Genomic DNA, 21,194 nt, shown 5'->3' with positions numbered 1-21,194 from the left:
AACCGGCGTTCTGCATGATCGCCGCTTGGGCGCTCGTGCAGTTTGCAGTATGGTCGCGGCTTTCCCTTCAGACGGGCATGACGATGAATCCCGAATCGCTGCAACTGCTGGTCACGCGGACCATGCCCTTCGGCAAATACCAGGGCCGGCTGATCGCCGACCTGCCCGGCGACTACCTGGGCTGGTTTGCCCGCAAGGGCTTTCCGCCAGGGGAGCTGGGGGCGTTGCTGGCATTGATGCACGAGATCGATCACAACGGGTTGGGGGAGTTGCTGGTGCCGTTGCGGCACAAGCAGCGGCGCTAGATGCGTATAGATCAGTCGACTGCGCCGGCTATCGTGGTGTATGGCACCGGCTTCGCCGGTTTCGCGGGGCAAGCCCGCTCCTACAGGATTTGCAGCACGCCACAATCCTGTAGGAGCGGGCTTGCCCCGCGAAGAGGCCGGTATAGCAACTGCCTCAGGCTTTGGCGGGCGCAACCGCCAGCTCGACCTGCTCCGGGCGCTTGATCAGCGCATACACCAGCGCCGTCACCAGGCTCCCGGCAACAATCGCCAGCAAGTACAGCAAGGCATGGTTGATGGCATTCGGGATCAGCAGCACAAACAGCCCGCCATGCGGCGCCATCAGCTTGCAGCCAAAGTACATCGACAACGCACCGGTCAGCGCGCCACCGGCAATACTCGCCGGAATCACCCGCAGCGGGTCCTTGGCCGCAAACGGAATTGCCCCCTCGGAGATGAAGCACAAGCCCAGCGCCAGCGCCGCCTTGCCAGCCTCGCGCTCACTCTGAGCGAACTTGCTGCGGGCAATGAAGGTAGCGATGCCCAGGCCAATCGGCGGCACCATGCCCGCCGCCATGGTCGCCGCCATCGGTGCATAACTGTGGGTCGACAGCAGGCCCACCGAGAAGGCATAGGCGGCCTTGTTGATCGGCCCACCCAGGTCAACGCACATCATGCCGCCAAGCAGCAGCCCGAGCAGGATGGCATTGGTGGTGCCCATGCTGTCGAGAAACTGGGTCAAGCCGGCGAGCATGGCCGCCACGGGCTGGCCGACCACGTAGATCATCACCAGGCCGGTAAACAGGCTGGCCAGCAGCGGAATGATCAGGATCGGCTTGAGCGCATCGAGGCTGCTCGGCAAATTTACCCAGCGGCTGATGGCCTTGGCGCTGTAGCCGGCGAGAAAGCCTGCGACGATGCCGCCAATGAAACCCGCGCCAAGGGTGGTCGCGAGCATCCCGCCAATCATGCCCGGGGCCAGCCCGGGACGATCAGCGATCGACCAGGCGATATAGCCCGCCAGCAGCGGCACCATCAATTTGAACGCGGCACCGTCACCAATCTGCATCAGCGCTGCCGCCAGGGTGCCGGGCACTTCGTGGGCATTGATGCCAAACACATAGGACAACGCGATCAGCAGGCCGCCCGCCACCACCATCGGCAACATGAACGAAACGCCGGTCAGCAGGTGTTTGTAGACGCCGGCCTTCTCGCCTGTATTCGACGCTTCGCCAGTGGCCTCGGCCGCGCTCTCCAGCTTGCCTTCGAGCAGGGCCTTGTCGAGGGTGGCCTTGGCCTGCTTGAGGGCGATGCTGGTGCCGCAGCGGTAGATACGCTTGCCGGCGAAGCGCGCGGTCGGCACTTCAATGTCGGCCGCCAGCAGCACCACGTCAGCCTCGGCGATCGCCGCTGCCGACAACGGATTGCGCGCGCCGACCGAGCCCTGGGTTTCCACGATCAATTCGTAGCCCAGCTGCTGCGCAGCCTGTTGCAGGGCTTCGGCGGCCATGAAGGTGTGCGCGACGCCGGTCGGGCAGGCCGTGACCGCAACCAAACGCGGCACGCCGAGCGTAGCCGGGGTCTCGGCCGCAGTGCTGGCGACGTGCAGCTGGGCATTCGCTGCCGCCTCGTCGAGGAAGCCTTCTCGGTCTGCCAGGGCCTGGGCCGGTGTGCTCTGGAACAGGCGCTTGCCGACAAACCGCGACAGTTCGACCGGCCCGGTGCTGATCACCAGCACCCAGTCGGCTTCGGCGATCTGCGCCGCGCTCAGGCGTCGTTCTGGATGCTCGGCATCCTGTACTTCGACGCTGGTGCTCCAACCCCGCCGCTGCGCGGCAGCCGCCAACAGGCGTGCACTGAGCACACTCGACACTTGGCCATTCGGGCAGGCAGTAACGATGGCAATGTTCATCAGCAACCCTCTTGTTGTTCTGTCAGCTGCACGGCGGCCTCAAGGCGCGCCAGATGATCGCGATCGCGAATGCCAAAGCCGACCTGCGTCACTGCCTGAGCTGCAATAGCCGTGGCGCGGCGCAGGGTCAATCCAGCGTCTTCGCCCAGCAGCAGGCCGTGGAGCATGCCGGCCACCAGCGAGTCGCCAGCGCCGACAGTACTCGCCACGCTGACCTTGGGCGGCTGCGCGTGCAACCGCCGGCCCGGGCTGAACCAGCTCACGCCCTGCTCGCCCTGGGATACCACCACGTGCTCGACACCGCTGGCCAGCAGGCGCTCGGCGGCGGCCTGCTGCTCAGCTGCGGTGTGCACGGCAAGACCGAGCGCTTCGCCGAGCTCTTCAGTGTTCGGCTTGACCAGCCAGGGCGCTGCTTGCAGACCGGCGCGCAGTGCTTCACCACTGCTGTCCAGTACCACTTTCAAGCCTTGGCCCTTCAGTTGCAGGAGCAACTGGCAGAACCATTCGGGGTCGATCCCGCGCGGCAGGCTGCCGGCCACGACCACCGCATCATGGCCCGCGGCGACCTGCTCCAGGTCGCGCATCAGGGCGATGCGCGCGGCCTCGTCGACCTGCGGACCCTTGCCGTTGATATCGGTCACCTGGCCATCGGCCTCGACCAGCTTGATGTTGCTGCGGGTTTCGCCCGGCACCCGCACAAAGCAGTCGGTGAAACCGCGCCACTCGATCAGCGCCTCGAACGGCTGCAGGTTGTCGCGCCCAAGAAAGCCCGCGACGGTGACGCTGTGGCCAAGGTCAGCCAGCACCTGGGCGACGTTGAGGCCCTTGCCGGCGGCGTGGCTATGCTGGGCCTGACTGCGGTTGACATGCCCCGGGCGCAGCCTGTCGAGGCTGACGGTAATGTCCAGCGCCGGGTTGAGGGTCAGGGTGAGAATCTTGGCCATCAGTAACGCTCCACCAGCGCCCGCACTGCGGCGGCGCTGTCCTGTTGCAGGGCTTCGCACGCCAGGGCGCGAGCCGTACGATATTCGGCCTGGCGAACCAGTGCCTTGACTTCGGCCACGCTGCGCGCGGCAACACTCAGCTCGTCGACCTCCAGGCCGAGCAGCACGGCCACCGCCTGCGGGTCAGCGGCCAACTCGCCACAGACGCCGACCCACTTGCCCTCGGCATGGGCGGCGCGCACGGTCATGTCGATCAGGCGCAGTACGGCCGGATGGAGGCCGTCGGCCTGGGCCGAGAGGCTCGGGTGGCCGCGGTCGATCGCCAAGGTGTACTGGGTCAGGTCATTGGTGCCGATGCTGAAGAAGTCCACCTCGCGGGCCAGCTGTGGCGCCAGCAAGGCCGCCGAAGGCACCTCGACCATGATTCCCAGCTGCAGGTCATCAACGGGGATTTCTGCGCGCAGGCGCTCGACCATGGCCTTTGCTTCACGCCACTCGTGAACCTGCCCGACCATGGGGAACATGATCCGCAGCGGGCGGCCATCGGCCGAGCGCAGCAGCGCACGCAACTGGTCTTCCATGAGCTGTGGCCGTTGCAGGGTCAGGCGAATGCCGCGCACGCCGAGGAAGGGATTGTCTTCGGCGGCGATCGGCCAGTACGGCAAGGGTTTGTCGCCACCGACGTCCAGGGTGCGCACCACCAACGGCCGGCCGCCAAGACCATCGAGCACACGGCGGTACTCAGCCTCTTGGGTGGCGACATCGGGCGCTTGCGTATGGCCCATGAAAATCAGTTCGGTGCGCAGCAGGCCGATGCCTTCGGCGCCCTGCTCGACCACCTTGTCGATGCCGCTGCTGTCGCCGATGTTGGCGAACACTTCGACGGCATGGCCATCGCCGGTCACTGCCGGCTCATGGCGCTGGGCCCAGGCAGCCTGCAGGCGCTGCTCGCGCGCGTCGCGTTCGGCCAGGGCACGTTGCAACTCGTCGGCCGGCGGTGCAACGCTGACACGACCGCGCTGGCCATCGAGCAACAACGGCGTACCGGCTTCAAGCATGAGGATCGCCGCGCCGGCGCCGACCACCGCCGGGATGCCCAAGGCACGGGCGACGATGGCACTGTGGGCAGTAGCGCCGCCATGCGCGGTAACGATGCCGGCGACCCGTGCAGGGTCCAGCCGGGCCACGTCGGAGGGGCCGACTTCGGCCATCACCAGCACGTAGGGCTCGGCAGGCTCGGGGGTGTCTTGTACGCCACACAGCTGGGCCAGCACACGCCGACCAATGTCGCGCAGGTCCGCGGCGCGCTCGGCGAGCAGCGCGTCGTGCAGGGCCTCCTGCTGACGCGCGGCGGCCTCGATCACCGCCATCCAGGCCGCCGCCGCGCTTTCTCCCTGGGCCAGGCGCTGTTCAACATCATCGGTCAGGGCCGGGTCAGCGAGCATCTCCTGGTGGGTGATGAAAATTTCGCCGATGGCCTTGGCACTGCGCTGGACCAAGATGTGCAACTCGTTATTGACCGCCTCCAGCGCGGACCGCAGCTTGCTCCGCTCCTGGGCCGGCGACTCACCGCGCAAGGGGTAGTCGATCTCACGCTCGACACACACGTGGGCCGGGCCACTGGCGATCCCCGGCGCCGCCGCAACGCCCTGAATCAGGCTACCCGGCAGCGGCGCAACGACTGCCAGCGGGGCCTCCTGGACGACAGCCTGCTCAGCTTCCGGCAACGGCTCGACCTCTTCGCCCAGGCCTTGCTCGATGGCCGCCAGCAGTACCGGCAAGGCATCGGCCGCGATGCTCGGTTCAGCGATCAGCTCCAGGGTCTGCCCACGCCGCGCGCCGAGGCCGAGCAGCTTGCTCAGGCTTTTGACCGACACCGCCGGCTGGACGCTGTCGAGCAGGCGAATGCGGATCTCACCCTCGAAGCCTTTGGCCAACTGCGCCAGCACCTTGGCCGGGCGCGCATGCAAACCATGCGGGTTGGCCAGCACGATGCGCGCGCTGGGCCAATCGGCGGGCACTTCCCCGCCCAGCACTTCCAGCACGGTGCGGCTGCTGGTCGCCTGGTAGAGCATCTGCCCGCGGCCTTCGATCAGTACTTCGCACAGGCGCTCGAGCAGGACCTGGTGGGCCGCGCCCAAGCTGGCCAGGCAGAACAGGCCGTTGAGCGGTTGGTCACGATAGCGCAGCGGTTGCTGTGGCGTCATGAAAGCCAAGCCCGGTTGGCGCACCTGGCGCTCGCTGTGCAGCCACCACAAGCCCTCGCCCAACGGCAGCGGCTCGGCCTGTTGCAATACCGCGGCGAAGCCGCTGTCGACGCAACCGGCACGTTGCAACAGTCGGGCACCGCGCCAGGCCAACTCGTCAAAGTCTTCTGCCGGCAAGTTGAGCCCGACCAGTTGCGCATCCAGCGCCAGCGCCTGTGGCGCGCCCTGCAGCAGCTTGAGCAAGGCCTCGGCGGAGCTGGCGCGGCGCAAGGCCTGGGCAAGGTCGGTCTCGCCCAGGGCGCGGGTCAGCAATTGCAGCAGGCGCAGGTGTTCATCAGAGCGGGCGGCAATGGCGATGGCCAGGTACACCATCTGCCCATCGCCCCAGTCGACCCCCTCGGGAAACTGCATCAGGCGCACACCGGTGGCGAACACCTGGTCGCGGGTCTGCGGCGTGCCATGGGGGATGGCGATACCTTGACCAAGGAAGGTCGATCCTTGCGCCTCGCGGGCTTGCAGTCCCTCCAGATAGCCTTCGGCAACCAGGCCGTCGGCTACCAGACAGCCCGCCAGCAGGCGCAATGCCTCGCCTTTGTCGGCAGCCGTCTGGCCCATGGCTATCTGCTCAATGGCGAGCTCTAGCATGACCTTCTCCTTTTGCAGTACGCGATGAGGTACTGAGGTATTGTTGTGAAATTCACGGAAACCACCAGTTCAATGGCCAGACGCTGGCGGCAACACGGCAGTAAATTAGCTAGCTGAAACGATTAATCTGACCAGGCGGCCACGTTACTCGATAATCTGCCGTCGAAACAGCCCCATCCTGTCGGACAATTGCGACAATGGTCGTCTGCGCGCGGCCTTGAACATGGGTGAAACTAACCGATCAAGCCCGCGGCCAGTCCCGGAAATAACAAGGAAAATTCGGTGAAACTCAGCGATATTGCCCGTCTGGCCGGTGTGTCAGTCACCACCGCCAGCTACGTCATCAATGGCAAGGCCGAACAGCAACGCATCAGCAACAGCACAGTCGAGCGTGTGCGTGCTGTGGTCGAAGCCCATGGCTTCACGCCCAACCCGCAGGCTGCAGGCCTGCGCAGCCGGCACACGCGCACGCTGGGCTTCATCCTTCCGGACCTGGAGAACCCCAGCTATGCGCGCATTGCCAAGCAGCTCGAACAAGGCGCGCGCGCCCGGGGTTACCAGCTGCTGATCGCCAGCAGCGATGATCGCCCCGACATCGAGCGGCAGTTGCAGCAGTTGTTCCGTGCCCGGCGCTGCGATGCGTTGTTTGTGGCCAGTTGCCTGCCGCCGGAAGACGACAGCTATCGCCAATTGCAGGACAAAGGCCTGCCGGTGATCGCCATCGACCGTCGGCTGGACCCAGAGCACTTCTGCTCGGTGATCAGCGACGACCGCAACGCCAGCCAGCAATTGGCCAAGAGCCTGTTGAGCATGCGTCCGCGCAGCATCGCCCTGATCGGCGCGCGCCCTGAGCTGTCGGTCAGCCAGGCCCGTGCGGGCGGTTTCGAGCAAGCCTTGCAAGGCTATGCCGGCGATGTCCGGCGTTACCAGGGCGAGGCGTTCAGCCGCGAGTGCGGCCAGCGCTTGATGCAGCAGCTGATCAGCGATCTGGGCGGCCTGCCCGATGCCTTGGTCACTACCTCTTATGTGCTTCTGCAAGGGGTGTTCGACACGCTGCAGGCGCGTCCTGCCGATTCGCGCCAGTTGCAGCTGGGAACCTTTGGCGACAACCAACTGCTGGACTTCCTGCCGTTGCCGGTCAACGCCATGGCCCAGCAACATGGGCTGATTGCCGCCACCGCGCTGGAGCTGGCCCTGGCGGCCATCGAAGACAAACGCTACGAGCCAGGCGTGCATGCCGTGGCGCGTACCTTCAAGCAACGTATCCAGCCGGCCTGAGCATGCGCCTGATCGACACCCACACCCACCTGGACTTTCCCGAGTTCGACGCCGACCGCCAGCGCCTGCTGGACCGCGCGACGGCGCGGGGAGTGGAGCGTGTGGTGGTGCTGGGGGTGCATGCCGAGAACCTCCAACGGGTGTGGGATCTGGCCTGTGCCGAGCAACGCGTGCACGCCGCGCTGGGCTTGCATCCGGTGTACCTGGAGCAGCATCGGCCAGAGCACCTGCTTGAGCTGCGCGGCTGGCTCGAACGCTTGCAGGGTGATCCGCGGCTGTGTGCGGTTGGCGAGTACGGCCTGGATTACTACTTGCCTGAACTCGACCCGCAGCGCCAGCAGGCGCTGTTCGAGGCGCAGTTGCAAATGGCCTGCGACTTCGATTTGCCGTCCCTGCTGCACGTGCGTCGCAGCCATGCCCAGGTGATCGCCACGCTCAAGCGCTTCAAGCCTGCACGGGCAGGCATCATCCATGCGTTCGCCGGCAGTTTCGAGGAGGCCCGGGAATACCTCAAGCTCGGTTTCAAGCTCGGACTGGGCGGCGCGGCGACCTGGCCGCAGGCGTTGCGTCTACGCAAGACAGTTGCCCGTTTGCCGCTGGAGAGCGTAGTGCTGGAGACCGACTCACCGGACATGGCCCCGGCAATGTATGCCGGGCTGCGCAACAGCCCGGAGCACTTGCCGGAGATTGCCGTGGCGCTGGCTGAGTTGATCGGCATCGAGGCAGTGGCGTTGGCTGAAATCAGCAGCCGCAACGCCTGTGAGCTCTTTGGCTGGTGACACCCTGGCTAACGGCCACAGGCCTGATCAGACCAGCACCGTCCACAAGGCAAACCCCGCATACCACAGCACGGCCGACCTCAGCAGCAGCTCCCACAGGCTATCGAGCCGCGCCAGGCCGCGCTGGGGGTCTTCACCCTCGGTAATGTCATCTGCCACTCGCCCGACCCGCGCCACCAGGTGCCCAGCGCTGATGCGAACGTTGAGCAACTCATGCAGCATCACCCGCATGACCGCGACAAAGTTGCCGACCAGGGCGAAACTCAAGGTCAACACCCGTACCGGCAGCCAGTCCATGACATGGCGCAATTGCTCGGCCTTCTCTTTCAGTAGCGGCTGGCCGCTGTGCTCGCCACACAGGGCCAACAGGCGATAGGCCAGGGCCGCAGCGGGGCCCAGCAGGAAGTACCAGAAGATCACCGCGAAGAAGCTCTGGTAGGCCTGCCACAACAGATACCCCTGAACCCGGATCAGCAGACTTTGCGCATCATCGGCGGCCAACCCCAGGTCCCGCTCGGCAACATGCACGGCGGCCTGTTCATCGCCACGGCGCCAGGCATCGCGAAACGGCCCGAGCGCGGCTTTGGCATCGCCGCGACCCAGGCTGTAGATCAGCACCAGCAAGTGGATCGGCAGCGCCAGCAGGCCATAGGCGACCGGCTCCAATACATGCAGCAACAGCACCAGCACGGCAACCGGCGCCAGCACCAGAATGGCCAGGCTCCACCACGGATGGGCCTTGCCGCTACGCTCCAGGCGCACTAGCTCGGCAATAAAGAAACCGTCACGCTGCAACCGCTGGCGCAACGCCGAGAACTTCTCGACCCAAAGCACCAGTACCAACACCAGAAAACTCATGCCTGTACCTCGTTATCCTGCAGATCGGCGCGGTAGCGATTCCAATCGAACGCAGGGCCCGGATCGGTCTTGCGCCCTGGGGCGATATGGTCGTGACCACGGATGCGCTGCGCATCGATCACTGGCCAAGCGCCGCGGATCTCTTGGGTGAGCCGCGCCAGCGTGGCGTATTGCGCATCGCTGTAGGGCTGGTCATCGGTGCCCTCCAGTTCGATACCAATGGAGAAGTCGTTACAGCCCTCACGACCCTCGAAGCGCGAAACCCCGGCATGCCAGGCGCGATCGAGCAACGACACGAACTGGGTCACGGCGCCGTCGCGCTCGACGAACAGGTGGGCCGAGACGGTCAGGTGGCAGATGTCCTGAAAATACGGGTGCTCGGCAGGGTCGAGCTGATTCTGAAAAAACTGCTGAACCTTGCCGGTCCCGAAACAGGCGGGGGGCAGGCTGATATTGTGGATCACCAGCAGGCAGATAGCCTCGCCCTCAGGGCGGCTGTTGAAGTTTGGCGAGGGGCAGTGGGTAACGCCGGAAAACCAGCCTGTCGCACGGTCCAATTGCATCGAGCAGATCCTGAGTATCACCAGGGACGGGAGATCAGTATGCCCCTTGGCCTTGTGGGTTGCATGTAAATCATTGTGCCTGGTTGCGCAGGCGCTCCAGCACCGAATCCAGCGCCCGCTCGAACAGCAGGCGATCATCGAGCAGGCGCACCTCACCGCGGCGCAACGCCTGGGCCAGGCCGGCACTGCTCCACTCGCGCACCTTGATCCCGCCGCGGTTGGCGAATACCAGGCGGTCGCTGCCATCAATGCGCGCCACCAGCTTGCAACGCAGCCGCACCTGCGCACCGGTTACTTCGAGCCAGCTGCCGAGCCGCAGGCGCTGGACCGGTTGCGCCAGCACAGACTGCTCGTCGAGCAATCCGGGGCAGGCGGACTCATCGGCAATGGTGAGCACGATCTCGTCGGCCACCAGCACCTCGCGAGGAGGCGCCTGCTGATCATTGCCGGCCGCGCAGGCGCGCAGGTGCAGTTGCTCAAGCTGGAGGAAAAACTCGCGGGTAGCAGCAGACTCGAGGGCGATGCTGGCCAGGCCATCACGCAACGCCTTGAGCAACCCTGGTACCTGCTCCAACAGGTGCTGGCAGGCCTGCGCCCCGCAGGGCGGGACAATGCTGGCCAACAGTGCATCCATGGTCGCCAGGCCGTCGGACCACGCCACCGAGCCTTCACCCTGCTTGAGCCAGGCCAGCAACAGCACCTGGCTCCAGGACTGCACCAGCATCTGCACCACCGCCTCAGGCAAGACCCGCCCGCGCAAACGCTGATTGAGCGCCTGCTGTACCTGCTGGCGAGCCTCCAAGGTGCGGGCGCGGCCCTCCTCGGCATCGCGGGTGCGCTGCTCAAGCAGATCGTTGCGCCGCCGCTCCTCCTGATTGAACGCCTGAAACTCTGCAAGCAGCTCGGCGAACAGCTGCGGATCATCGGTAAAGTCATTCAGCAGGCGCTGCACGATCCGCTCGACGCGCAGTTGCAGACTGTCGCGCGGGCCGTGGTCATCATCCTGCCAGCCGATCGCAGCAGCGCCGATCTCGTTGAGCAGACGCCGTGCCGGGTGGTTGGCGCGGCTGAGCAGGCTTTTGTCGAGCAAGGCCACCTTGAGCATCGGGATGTGCAATCGGCCGAGCAACGCGCGCAGATTCTTCGACAGGTTGCCATCGGCCTGGATGAAGTCGAACACCAGGCCGAGCAAGTTGATCAGGTCTTCGTCGGCGTCACTGATGTGCCGGTGAGTACCACTGCGTACGCTCACGCGCCGGAGCAGCTGCTGCAGTTGCTGGCCCAGGTGAAAATCGTCCGGCTCATCGGTAGCCGGCACGTAGTTCTGCAGGTGCGAGAGCAGCCGCAGCAGGTCAGCGGTACTGATGGGCTGGGCAACCGCGACGCTGTGCAAACGCGGGGAAAATCGCCCTCGGGCGGGGGCCAACAGCGCCTGCAGGGTGGTGAAGAAAGCGTGCGCGGCATGGTCTGCGTCCGGCTCATTGGCAGTCGCACGGCGCTCTGGAGCGCGTCGCTCTGCCAGCCGTCGATCATCGGCCCGGCGCCTAGGCGCGGGCTTGAGGGCTGGCAACACACCCGCAGCGGCAAGCAACTGGTTGGCCTCGCCATACAGCAGGTCGAGGTCACGCAGTACATAGCGCTCGAACAGCTTGAGCAGGATCAGCTTGACCCGCGGCCCCACGCCCAGGCTGCGACCGGCGTCGAGGAAGTATCCGCACAGGCGTTCCGGGCCGAGCGGGTTGCGCCGCAGCTCCAGCTCCTGCCCCAGCAACGCCTGGAAACGCAAGCCCAATTGATCGAGGGCGAAGCCATCGCGGGACTGCACCCGCGCGAGCATGGCGTTGAGCACTGCGGCGCGTTCGCCTTGCGCTGCCTGACCAAACGCAGGGCAGGGCAACAATTCAGCCTGACCAAGCCGGGCAAAGGCGGCATGGAAGGTATCAATAAAGCTTCGTTCGATGCTCTTGCGCTTGAGCCGCAGGTCACGCATGGCCTCGAAATAGAGACTTTGATCGACCCGTTCGACAGCCCGATCGGCCATCTCGAACAGCCCGTCGTCGGCATTGTCGAAGAGTGCCTGCAAGCCTTGGCGCAGCTGCAGCCCCGCCTTGTCTCGTACCTGCAGGAGCAGGATCGGAAGGCTTGGCAAGTGCGCGCGCGCACTTCTGTCGATGGCAGCCGCCAAGGGCACCACCTTGCCTTCTTTACCCATTCCCAACTCCTTGCAGGAAAATCGTCAAAGCCATGACGTCAAATACTGGACGCATTATCGGCAAAAAATCTGACAGCTACCAGCCCGCTGTTCACAGGCCTGGTGAAAAGACCGCGATTTGCCGCAAATGCTCAGCCGCCCTGACCGAAGGTCAAGGTTGCCATGGCTGTACACACCCGTCCCCTGCCCTATAATCGCCGGCATCTAGCTTGTGGAGCCGACCATGCCGAACCTACGCCTCGCCGACCTGACCGCCGAAATCGAAGCCAACGTGCGCCGCGCGCTGCTCGAAGACATCGGCAGCGGCGACATCACCGCCCAGCTGATCCCTGCCGAGCGCCTGGCCAAGGCGACCATCATTACCCGCGAAGATTGCGTGATCGCCGGCACGGCTTGGGTGGATGCGGTGTTTCGCCAGCTCGACCCGCGCGTGGCGGTGCACTGGCAGGTCAGCGACGGTGACCAGGCCAAGGCTGACCAGCCGTTGTTTCACCTTGAGGGCCCAGCGCGCTCGCTGCTCAGCGGTGAGCGTTCGGCGTTGAATTTTCTGCAGATGCTTTCGGGCGTGGCCACTCGTGCGCGTTTTCTCGCCGATCTGGTGGACGGCACTCAGGTGCGCCTGCTCGACACCCGCAAGACCCTGCCCGGCCTGCGTCTGGCACAGAAGTACGCGGTTACCTGCGGAGGCTGCGACAACCACCGCATCGGTCTGTATGACGCATTTCTGATCAAGGAAAACCATATCGCCGCGAGCGGTGGGGTGGCTGAGGCGGTGACCGCCGCACACCGCATTGCGCCGGGCAAGCCGGTCGAGATCGAGGTGGAAAGCCTGGATGAGCTGCGCCAGGCGCTGGCGGCGGGTGCCAACATCATCATGCTTGATGAGCTGACGCTGGATGAGATGCGTGAAGCGGTCCGGATCAATGCCGGCAAGGCCAAGCTGGAGGCCAGCGGGGGGGTCAACGAGAGCACCCTGCGGGTGATTGCCGAGACGGGGGTGGATTACATTTCGATTGGGGCGATGACCAAGGATGTGAAGGCGGTGGACTTGTCGATGCGGCTTAGTCTGTGAGCTGAGCTGGGGCTTGGCCTTGGCTTGGCCTTGGCCTGGCCTTGGCCTTGGCCTTGGCTGGCTGGCTGGCTGGCTGGCTTAGGAATTGTGGGCTTATCCATTTGATGTGGTGCTGCTACTGGCCCCTTCCGCCCTTACGGCGGGTCACTTTTTTTCTTGGAAAAAAGTAACCAAAAACCGCCTGCTCCTGCATCCGGCCCTGCGCTGCGCTCCGGGTCCCCTCGCTCCGGTCTTGCTCCGGGAGGACCGCGCTGTACGGCCCCTCCTGGGCCTCAGCGCTTTCCGGCCATCCATGGCCTCCACCTCCCTGCGCAAGACCTCCACTCGGCCTCCTGACGTCGCGAAGTTACGGGCGGCGTCTGGGCTGGCGTTGTTTTTGATAGTGGCATGGGTGGTGGATATTCGGGCCTCTTCGCGGGGCAAGCCCGCTCCTACAGGATTTGCGCCGAACTCAAAATTTGCGCAATACCTGTAGGAGCGGGCTTGTCCCGCGAAGAGGCCGGTACTGCCAATGCAAATCGCAGGGCGCAGCCCTGCCGGCCACCCCACAAATCCTCTGGTAAATAAACAAAGCGAGAGCGCAGCGATTCGCCTGCCGTTGCCCTGGCTGTTGATCCTGATCTACCAGCGACTGCACTCGGCCTCCTGAAGTCGCGAGGTTACCGGTGGCGTCTGGGTTGGCGTTGTTTTTGATAGTGGCATGGGTGGTGGATATTCGGGCCTCTTCGCGGGGCAAGTCGGATCGCCGCACCGCCGCTCCTACAGGTATTGCGCGAATTTTGAATTCGGCGCTGTACCTGTAGGAGCGGGCTTGCCCCGCGAAGAGGCCGGTATGCCAACGCAAATCGCAGGGCGCAGCCCTGCCGGCCACACCACAAATCCGCTGGTAAATAAACAAAGCGAGAGCGCAGCGATTCGCCAGCCGTTGCCTTGGCTGTTGCTCTTGATCTGGCTCTAGATCTACCAGCGACTTCAGGAGGCCGAGTGGAGGGCTTGCGCAGGGAGGTGGAGGCCATGGATGGCCGGAAAGCGCTGAGGCCCAGGATGGGCCGTACAGCGCGGTCCTCCCGGAGCAAGACCGGAGCGAGGGAACCCCGTAGCGCAGCGTAGGGGCCGGATGCAGGAGCAGGCGGTTTTTGGTTACTTTTTTCCAAGAAAAAATCGGCATAGGGGGCAGCCCTCTAGCCGCGCCCCTGCCACACCACCCGGCATGCGGGTCCGCACCGGGCGGTTCGAGAACTCCAGATCAGATCAGGCGGGGTAACCCCATCCGGTCAAACCAGGCAACCGTCAGTACGCCATGAATCAGGCCGGCACTGTTATGCCATACCCTATGGCTCTGCGCCGCAGTCTGTGCAGCCAACTTGGGGCTGGCGCCCATCTTGCGCACTTCACGATAGATCGTTCTGCCGGTTCTCCATTGCTTGAGCTGGATCGCCCTGAGCCTTCGTCGTATCCACCCGTCCAAACGCCTCCACATCGCGGTGGTTTGCGACAAGCCGAAGTACGCTTTCCAGCCCAGTAGGTAAGGTCTCAACCCCTCAATCACCTGCTCCAGACTTCGACCACCATTACGTTTGGTCAACCCCCGGATCCGTTGTTTGAAGGTCTGTAACGCCTTGGTTGTTGCCCAGCGTCTGATCTTGCCTTGCGCTGACAGCCAGAAGCCGTACCCCAGAAACTTTCGACCAAACGCACTGCCAACCGCGCTTTTGCCTTCGTTCACCCGCAGCCCAAGACGACCGTAAAGGCGTCGGAGCAGTGCCATCACCCGCAAGCCGGCTTTGGGGCTTCGAACGTAAACGTTGGCATCATCCGCATACCTGACGAAGCGATGACCCCGTCGCTCCAGCTCCTTGTCCACCTCATCCAGCACCACGTTCGCCAACAGGGGTGAAAGCGGACCGCCTTGCGGCGTCCCCTGTCGGTCCACCACTATGTCCTGGCCGATCAGCGTCCCGCAGTTCAGGTAGGCACGGATCAGGCGCAGTACGCCACGATCAGTCACCGTCCTGCTCAGCCGGGCGATCAGCAAGTCATGCTGGACGCAGTCGAAAAACTGCTCAAGGTCCACGTCCACCACGATTCCACACCCCGAATGGATGTGTTGCTGCGCGGCCAAAACAGCTTGGTGCGCGTTGCGACCGGGGCGAAAACCATAGCTGTGCTCACTGAAACCAGGATCCAGCAAAGGCTGGAGGACCTGCAGCAGCGCCTGCTGGATGACCCTGTCCGTGACCGTCGGTATACCGAGCTTACGCTCGCCACCGCCCGGCTTTGGGATCAATACCCTACGCACCGGCGCTGGCCGGTATTCACCCGCCAGCAGTTGCCGACGGATCAGCGGCCACGCCGTTTTCAGGTGCTCTACGGTTTCGTCGATCGTGAGACCGTCTACACCTGCAACACCTTTGTTCGAACGCACCCGCTTGAGTGCAAGCAATAGATTTTCTCTGGTCAGGGCTGCTTGCAGCAGCCCTCCATCTGTGGGGTTTGGATCATGTCGCGGACAGCCAGCTTCAACGCTGGAGCCGCGCGCCAGGGATTCACCCCTCTTCGTCGACTCCCGCCCCGAGTTACCAGGCATCTGTTGCACGGCCGGCTGTATCTTCATGTCAAACCACTTTCCTTCTCGTTCGGCCCTTCGCTGTTAAACAGCTACTACGACCTCTGCTGACTTCTCGCTCCGGCTCACACCGTCGTCCTTTCGGACACAAGGCGAGATCTCCCCGGGTAAGAACGCCATCCTTCACCTCACAACCGCCGCATTTACGTATCCGGCCTTTAGGCCACAAGAGCTTCGCAGGCACTTGGCTGCTCGCCCTGACCGAATACGCCTCAGATGCGATTCGTGTACCTCGGCTCAAGGTTTATGCTCCACGCTTCCTCCCCACAGTCGGTCGCCCTTCTGCAGTTGCGCTTCGCTTCGCTCGCTGTGGCCAGCTCGCGGGAGGACTTGCACCTCCAGGATGGCGCCCATGCCGGGCGCACATCGGCATAGGGGGCAGCCCTCTAGCCGCGCCCCTGCCACACCACCCGGCATGCGGGTCCGCACCGGGCGGTTCGAGAACTCCAGATCAGATCAGGCGGGGTAACCCCATCCGGTCAAACCAGGCAACCGTCAGTACGCCATGAATCAGGCCGGCACTGTTATGCCATACCCTATGGCTCTGCGCCGCAGTCTGTGCAGCCAACTTGGGGCTGGCGCCCATCTTGCGCACTTCACGATAGATCGTTCTGCCGGTTCTCCATTGCTTGAGCTGGATCGCCCTGAGCCTTCGTCGTATCCACCCGTCCAAACGCCTCCACATCGCGGTGGTTTGCGACAAGCCGAAGTACGCTTTCCAGCCCAGTAGGTAAGGTCTCAACCCCTCAATCACCTGCTCCAGACTTCGACCACCATTACGTTTGGTCAACCCCCGGATCCGTTGTTTGAAGGTCTGTAACGCCTTGGTTGTTGCCCAGCGTCTGATCTTGCCTTGCGCTGACAGCCAGAAGCCGTACCCCAGAAACTTTCGACCAAACGCACTGCCAACCGCGCTTTTGCCTTCGTTCACCCGCAGCCCAAGACGACCGTAAAGGCGTCGGAGCAGTGCCATCACCCGCAAGCCGGCTTTGGGGCTTCGAACGTAAACGTTGGCATCATCCGCATACCTGACGAAGCGATGACCCCGTCGCTCCAGCTCCTTGTCCACCTCATCCAGCACCACGTTCGCCAACAGGGGTGAAAGCGGACCGCCTTGCGGCGTCCCCTGTCGGTCCACCACTATGTCCTGGCCGATCAGCGTCCCGCAGTTCAGGTAGGCACGGATCAGGCGCAGTACGCCACGATCAGTCACCGTCCTGCTCAGCCGGGCGATCAGCAAGTCATGCTGGACGCAGTCGAAAAACTGCTCAAGGTCCACGTCCACCACGATTCCACACCCCGAATGGATGTGTTGCTGCGCGGCCAAAACAGCTTGGTGCGCGTTGCGACCGGGGCGAAAACCATAGCTGTGCTCACTGAAACCAGGATCCAGCAAAGGCTGGAGGACCTGCAGCAGCGCCTGCTGGATGACCCTGTCCGTGACCGTCGGTATACCGAGCTTACGCTCGCCACCGCCCGGCTTTGGGATCAATACCCTACGCACCGGCGCTGGCCGGTATTCACCCGCCAGCAGTTGCCGACGGATCAGCGGCCACGCCGTTTTCAGGTGCTCTACGGTTTCGTCGATCGTGAGACCGTCTACACCTGCAACACCTTTGTTCGAACGCACCCGCTTGAGTGCAAGCAATAGATTTTCTCTGGTCAGGGCTGCTTGCAGCAGCCCTCCATCTGTGGGGTTTGGATCATGTCGCGGACAGCCAGCTTCAACGCTGGAGCCGCGCGCCAGGGATTCACCCCTCTTCGTCGACTCCCGCCCCGAGTTACCAGGCATCTGTTGCACGGCCGGCTGTATCTTCATGTCAAACCACTTTCCTTCTCGTTCGGCCCTTCGCTGTTAAACAGCTACTACGACCTCTGCTGACTTCTCGCTCCGGCTCACACCGTCGTCCTTTCGGACACAAGGCGAGATCTCCCCGGGTAAGAACGCCATCCTTCACCTCACAACCGCCGCATTTACGTATCCGGCCTTTAGGCCACAAGAGCTTCGCAGGCACTTGGCTGCTCGCCCTGACCGAATACGCCTCAGATGCGATTCGTGTACCTCGGCTCAAGGTTTATGCTCCACGCTTCCTCCCCACAGTCGGTCGCCCTTCTGCAGTTGCGCTTCGCTTCGCTCGCTGTGGCCAGCTCGCGGGAGGACTTGCACCTCCAGGATGGCGCCCATGCCGGGCGCACAAGTGACCCGCCGTAAGGGCGGAAGGGGCCAGTGACGCCACCACATCAAATGGATCAGCCCCCAACCTACAAGCCCCAGACCCAGCCCCAGACCCAGCCCCAGCCCCAGCCCCAGCCCCAGCCCCAGCCCCAGCCCCAACCTATCCGCCCCCGCCTCAAAAAGTCATAAAAAAACCGGCCTCAGGCCGGTTTTTTAGAAGCAATTCCTGCAACCTCAGAACGAAGCGTCGGCCAAGCCATCCAGATAACGCTCAACATCCAGCGCAGCCATGCAGCCCGCACCCGCCGAGGTAATCGCCTGACGATAAACGTGGTCAGCCACGTCACCCGCAGCAAACACACCTTCAACGTTGGTAGCAGTGGCGTTACCTTCACGGCCACCATGAACCACCAGGTATCCGTCTTTCAAAGTCAGCTGACCTTCGAACAACGAGGTGTTCGGCGTGTGGCCGATCGCGATGAACACACCATCAACGGTGATCTCATCGCTGCTACCATCGTTGTTCTTCAGACGCGCACCAGTAACGCCCATGTTGTCACCCAGCACTTCGTCCAGCGTGGCATTGAGCTTGAGCTCAATCTTGCCCTCAGCAACGCGAGCATTGAGCTTGTCGACCAGAATCTTCTCGGCACGGAAAGTCTCACGGCGGTGCACCAGAGTCACTTTGCTGGCGATGTTGGCCAGGTACAGAGCCTCTTCGACAGCAGTGTTACCACCACCGACAACGGCAACCGGCTTGTTGCGATAGAAGAACCCGTCGCACGTTGCGCAGGCGGAAACACCCTTGCCCATGAACGCCTCTTCCGACGGCAGGCCCAGGTAGCGCGCGCTGGCACCAGTGGCGACGATCAGTGCGTCACAGGTGTAGGTACCGCTGTCACCTTGCAGGGTGAACGGCTTGCTGGCCAGATCGACGGCATTGATATGGTCGAAGACGATTTCGGTCTCGAACCGCTCGGCGTGCTCCTGCATGCGCTGCATCAGGGCCGGGCCGGTCAGGCCATGCGGGTCGCCCGGCCAGTTGTCGACTTCGGTGGTGGTGGTCAGCTGACCACCCGCCTGCATGCCGGTGATCAGCAGCGGCTTGAGGTTGGCGCGGGCGGCGTACACTGCGGCGCTGTAACCGGCAGGGCCGGAACCCAGAATGATCACCCGCGAATGACGTACTTCAGACATGTCGAACTCCTGTCGAGCGCACCGCACGGGGGTCGGCTGTGGAGGGCCGGCGGCGGCAGCAGCTGAAAAAAAAGGACCCACGCAGCACTTGGGGAAGGCTAAAACGCACGGGTCCGGAAACCTTTAAGTTGAACGAACTGTAACGAGGACGCAGAGATTAAGGAAATACCCTTCGACAATCCACCTTATAGACAGGCTCTATCCATGTAGAAAACCGATAGAAAATACCCACGCGCTTTTGTTACAGCCCGTTTCCCGGCATCTGCCTGCCTTTCGTCGAGGCGGCAAACTCGGTAAGGTCAGCGCGTTTTCCTTCTTCGGAGCATATTGATGCAAGCCCCCGTCCTTTCTGGCCCCCAGTACCTGCGCGAAGGGCTGAAGCTGATCATGAGCCCAAACCTGCGGATGTTCGTCCTGCTGCCGCTGGCGATCAACCTGCTGTTGTTCGGCGGCCTGGTGTATTTCGCCGGTCATCAGTTCAGCCTGTGGGTCGATACGCTGATGCCGACCCTGCCGGACTGGCTGAGCTTCCTTACCTACATCATCTGGCCGCTGTTCGTCGCCTTGGTGATCCTGATGGTGTTCTTCACCTTCACGCTGGTCGCCAATATCATCGCAGCGCCGTTCAACGGCTTCCTGGCGGAAAAGGTCGAGGTGGTGGTACGCGGTGAAGACACCTTCCCGGCGTTCAGTTGGGGCGAACTGGTGGCGATGGTGCCGCGCACCTTTGGCCGAGAAATGCGCAAGCTGGGTTACTTCCTGCCGCGTGCGATCGGCTTGTTCATCCTGTCGTTCATTCCCGTGGTGAACGTGGTCGCCGCGCCGCTGTGGCTGATCTTCGGCGTGTGGATGATGGCCATCCAGTACATCGACTACCCGGCGGACAACAACAAGATGAGCTGGCAGGACATGCTCGCCTGGCTGCGCCAGAAACGCTGGCAGAGCATGGGCTTTGGCGGCATCACCTACCTGGCGTTGCTGATTCCGTTCGTCAACATCGTGATGATGCCGGCGGCGGTGGCCGGGGCGACCTTGTTCTGGGTGCGTGAGCGAAGCTGAAATCGCCGGGGCCGCCTGGCGGCCCCGGCCTTCTTCGATCAGATACTCAACTGATTGGAAAACTGCCCGACCACTTCCACCACCCGTTTCGCCCCATCCTGAATCTCGACGATCACGCTGCCAGTCTCCCCGGCCAGGCTCAAACCCTGCTCGGCCTGGCGCTTGCTGGTGTCGATGATGTCCACTGCCGCCTGGGCCAATTGTTCGTTCTGCTGCACCACGCGGGCAATTTCCTCGGTGGCGGTACTGGTCCGTGAGGCCAACTGGCGCACTTCATCAGCGACCACCGCAAAGCCGCGACCCTGCTCACCGGCCCGCGCAGCCTCGATCGCCGCGTTGAGCGCCAGCAGGTTGGTCTGCCCGGCAATGTCGCTGATGGTCTTGATGATCGAGCCAATTACCCGCGACTGGGTGTCGAGCGCCTGAATGCCTTCAGCCGCCTGCTGCATGGAGGCTTCCAGGCCACGCATCACGCTGACGGTCTGGGTCACCACATCGGTGGCCTTGCGCGCACTGGCGTCGGTCCCCAGCGAGGTGCTGTAGGCAATGTCCGCCGCCTGCGCCACGGCTTGCTCCTGGTTGACCTGGTCAGTGATGACCGTGGCGAACTTGACCACCTTGTACAGCACATCATGGGCATCGATGATCGGGTTATAGGAAGCCTCAAGCCAGACCACACGGCCATGGGCATCGATGCGCTTGAAGCGCTCGGCAACGTACTCGCCACGGCGCAGCTTGTCCCAGAACGCCTGGTAGGCCATCGAACCGGCCTCCTCGGGTTCGCAGAACATGCGGTGGTGCTTGCCACGCACCTGCTCAAGGCGGTAGCCCATGGTCTGCAGGAAGCGCTCGTTGGCGGTCAGCACCTGGCCGTCGAGGCTGAACTCGATAACCGCGGTGGAACGCATCAAGGCGTTGATCAGGCTCTCGTGCTCACGGGAGGCTTCGATGGTGCGGGTCAGGTCGCTTGAGTGCAAGGTGAAGTACTTGATGCGCCCGTCGCTGCCCTTGACCGGTTGCAGGATCGAACGCAACCACGCCTCCTCGCCATTGCCGCGCAGCAGGCGAAACGCGCCATTGAGGTGCTCGCCACGGTTGATCGCGGATTTCATCCGTTGATAGAAGTCGAGTTTCTTCACATGCGGCGGGACGATATCTTCGATGTTGCGGCCGATGAGCTGCTCGGCGCGGTAGGACATTTCTTTCTCGAAGTTGCCGTTGACCGTTTCGATACGCCCCTGGGGATCGAGCTGCAGCACCAGCATCTCGCTGTCGAGGCTGTTCTTGACCTGCTCCATCGACATCAGGTCTTCGCGCAACTGCTGGATTTCTTTCTTGAGCTTGCTGTTGAACATTACCGCACTCCTGGAGCGCAACGACCC

The 21,194-nt window shown here is 63.4% G+C and carries 15 protein-coding genes; 5 read left to right on the top strand and 10 right to left on the bottom strand.

Translation table 11 applies throughout. From position 1 onward, the window contains the following. Window positions 1-83: 83 nt before the first annotated feature. Entirely contained in the window at window positions 84-305 is a 222-nt protein-coding gene (locus J3B00_RS06665) for a DUF3820 family protein (RefSeq protein WP_209874636.1), read from the top strand. 154 nt (window positions 306-459) lie between these two features. On the opposite strand, the gene J3B00_RS06660 is transcribed toward J3B00_RS06665, so the two are convergent. From J3B00_RS06660 to ptsP, 3 genes are read right to left on the bottom strand one after another with little or no spacing between them, the layout of a single operon-like run. Then, window positions 460-2,196 carry a PTS fructose-like transporter subunit IIB gene (locus J3B00_RS06660; RefSeq protein WP_209865810.1) on the bottom strand — a complete coding sequence of 579 codons (1,737 nt, stop codon included), beginning with the start codon at window positions 2,194-2,196 and terminating at the stop codon, window positions 460-462. Then, window positions 2,196-3,140 (bottom strand): 1-phosphofructokinase, encoded by a 945-nt coding sequence (pfkB, locus tag J3B00_RS06655; RefSeq protein ID WP_209865807.1) that lies wholly within the window; start codon window positions 3,138-3,140, stop codon window positions 2,196-2,198. The genes J3B00_RS06660 and pfkB overlap by 1 nt, the downstream gene beginning before the upstream one ends. After that, the gene (ptsP, locus tag J3B00_RS06650) at window positions 3,140-5,992 is read right to left on the bottom strand and encodes a phosphoenolpyruvate--protein phosphotransferase (protein ID WP_209865804.1); all 2,853 of its coding nucleotides are present in this window, start codon (window positions 5,990-5,992) and stop codon (window positions 3,140-3,142) included. Before ptsP ends, pfkB begins: the two co-directional genes overlap by 1 nt. A gap of 282 nt (window positions 5,993-6,274) precedes the next feature. Between ptsP and cra the strand changes: the two genes are divergently transcribed. Then, window positions 6,275-7,270 (top strand): catabolite repressor/activator, encoded by a 996-nt coding sequence (gene cra / locus J3B00_RS06645; RefSeq protein ID WP_209865800.1) that lies wholly within the window; start codon window positions 6,275-6,277, stop codon window positions 7,268-7,270. A 2-nt stretch (window positions 7,271-7,272) separates the two neighbouring features. Next, complete coding sequence (locus J3B00_RS06640) at window positions 7,273-8,049, top strand: TatD family hydrolase (RefSeq protein WP_209865798.1); 777 nt, start codon at window positions 7,273-7,275, stop codon at window positions 8,047-8,049. Window positions 8,050-8,076: 27 nt separating this feature from the next. On the opposite strand, the gene ampE is transcribed toward J3B00_RS06640, so the two are convergent. The 3 genes from ampE to J3B00_RS06625 all read right to left on the bottom strand — a co-directional run bounded on the left by ampE (window position 8,077) and on the right by J3B00_RS06625 (window position 11,682). After that, a complete protein-coding gene (gene ampE / locus J3B00_RS06635; protein ID WP_209865795.1) occupies window positions 8,077-8,907 on the bottom strand; it encodes a regulatory signaling modulator protein AmpE in 831 nt (276 codons plus the stop codon). Next, window positions 8,904-9,470 (bottom strand): 1,6-anhydro-N-acetylmuramyl-L-alanine amidase AmpD, encoded by a 567-nt coding sequence (gene ampD / locus J3B00_RS06630; RefSeq protein WP_209865792.1) that lies wholly within the window; start codon window positions 9,468-9,470, stop codon window positions 8,904-8,906. Before ampD ends, ampE begins: the two co-directional genes overlap by 4 nt. Before the next feature lie 70 nt (window positions 9,471-9,540). Further along, window positions 9,541-11,682 (bottom strand): DUF1631 domain-containing protein, encoded by a 2,142-nt coding sequence (locus J3B00_RS06625; RefSeq protein WP_209865790.1) that lies wholly within the window; start codon window positions 11,680-11,682, stop codon window positions 9,541-9,543. Window positions 11,683-11,905: 223 nt separating this feature from the next. On the opposite strand from J3B00_RS06625, the gene nadC reads away from it, so the two are divergent. Continuing rightward, complete coding sequence (gene nadC / locus J3B00_RS06620; RefSeq protein ID WP_209865787.1) at window positions 11,906-12,754, top strand: carboxylating nicotinate-nucleotide diphosphorylase; 849 nt, start codon at window positions 11,906-11,908, stop codon at window positions 12,752-12,754. Between the two features lie 1,246 nt (window positions 12,755-14,000). On the opposite strand, the gene ltrA (J3B00_RS06615) is transcribed toward nadC, so the two are convergent. From ltrA (J3B00_RS06615) to trxB, 3 genes are all read right to left on the bottom strand, one after another. Then, on the bottom strand, window positions 14,001-15,368 hold the full coding sequence (ltrA, locus tag J3B00_RS06615) for a group II intron reverse transcriptase/maturase (RefSeq protein ID WP_209864306.1): 1,368 nt from the start codon (window positions 15,366-15,368) through the stop codon (window positions 14,001-14,003). A gap of 463 nt (window positions 15,369-15,831) precedes the next feature. After that, the gene (ltrA, locus tag J3B00_RS06610) at window positions 15,832-17,199 is read right to left on the bottom strand and encodes a group II intron reverse transcriptase/maturase (protein ID WP_209864306.1); all 1,368 of its coding nucleotides are present in this window, start codon (window positions 17,197-17,199) and stop codon (window positions 15,832-15,834) included. A 591-nt stretch (window positions 17,200-17,790) separates the two neighbouring features. Further along, entirely contained in the window at window positions 17,791-18,753 is a 963-nt protein-coding gene (trxB, locus tag J3B00_RS06605; protein ID WP_209865784.1) for a thioredoxin-disulfide reductase, read from the bottom strand. A 330-nt stretch (window positions 18,754-19,083) separates the two neighbouring features. On the opposite strand from trxB, the gene cysZ reads away from it, so the two are divergent. Further along, a complete protein-coding gene (gene cysZ, locus J3B00_RS06600) occupies window positions 19,084-19,812 on the top strand; it encodes a sulfate transporter CysZ (RefSeq protein ID WP_209865781.1) in 729 nt (242 codons plus the stop codon). A gap of 38 nt (window positions 19,813-19,850) precedes the next feature. Here cysZ and J3B00_RS06595 read toward each other — a convergent pair whose 3' ends face one another. Continuing rightward, entirely contained in the window at window positions 19,851-21,167 is a 1,317-nt protein-coding gene (locus J3B00_RS06595; RefSeq protein ID WP_209865778.1) for a PAS domain-containing methyl-accepting chemotaxis protein, read from the bottom strand. Window positions 21,168-21,194: the final 27 nt, after the last annotated feature.

The sequence above is a fragment of the Pseudomonas sp. BP8 genome, from assembly GCF_017875955.1.
Classification (GTDB): domain Bacteria; phylum Pseudomonadota; class Gammaproteobacteria; order Pseudomonadales; family Pseudomonadaceae; genus Aquipseudomonas.
The sequence above is the reverse complement of the archived record's forward strand: the minus strand, read 5'-3'. Positions and strand labels throughout refer to the sequence as shown.

Coding starts and splice junctions, on each gene's coding strand:
- J3B00_RS06625 (WP_209865790.1), bottom strand. CDS start 11,682: ATGGGTAAAGAAGGCAAGGTGGTGCCCTTGGCGGCTGCCATCGACAGA.
- J3B00_RS06665 (WP_209874636.1), top strand. CDS start 84: ATGAATCCCGAATCGCTGCAACTGCTGGTCACGCGGACCATGCCCTTC.
- ampE (WP_209865795.1), bottom strand. CDS start 8,907: ATGAGTTTTCTGGTGTTGGTACTGGTGCTTTGGGTCGAGAAGTTCTCG.
- pfkB (WP_209865807.1), bottom strand. CDS start 3,140: ATGGCCAAGATTCTCACCCTGACCCTCAACCCGGCGCTGGACATTACC.
- J3B00_RS06595 (WP_209865778.1), bottom strand. CDS start 21,167: ATGTTCAACAGCAAGCTCAAGAAAGAAATCCAGCAGTTGCGCGAAGAC.
- ltrA (WP_209864306.1), bottom strand. CDS start 15,368: ATGAAGATACAGCCGGCCGTGCAACAGATGCCTGGTAACTCGGGGCGG.
- J3B00_RS06660 (WP_209865810.1), bottom strand. CDS start 2,196: ATGAACATTGCCATCGTTACTGCCTGCCCGAATGGCCAAGTGTCGAGT.
- ampD (WP_209865792.1), bottom strand. CDS start 9,470: ATGCAATTGGACCGTGCGACAGGCTGGTTTTCCGGCGTTACCCACTGC.
- cysZ (WP_209865781.1), top strand. CDS start 19,084: ATGCAAGCCCCCGTCCTTTCTGGCCCCCAGTACCTGCGCGAAGGGCTG.
- ptsP (WP_209865804.1), bottom strand. CDS start 5,992: ATGCTAGAGCTCGCCATTGAGCAGATAGCCATGGGCCAGACGGCTGCC.
- J3B00_RS06640 (WP_209865798.1), top strand. CDS start 7,273: ATGCGCCTGATCGACACCCACACCCACCTGGACTTTCCCGAGTTCGAC.
- trxB (WP_209865784.1), bottom strand. CDS start 18,753: ATGTCTGAAGTACGTCATTCGCGGGTGATCATTCTGGGTTCCGGCCCT.
- ltrA (WP_209864306.1), bottom strand. CDS start 17,199: ATGAAGATACAGCCGGCCGTGCAACAGATGCCTGGTAACTCGGGGCGG.
- nadC (WP_209865787.1), top strand. CDS start 11,906: ATGCCGAACCTACGCCTCGCCGACCTGACCGCCGAAATCGAAGCCAAC.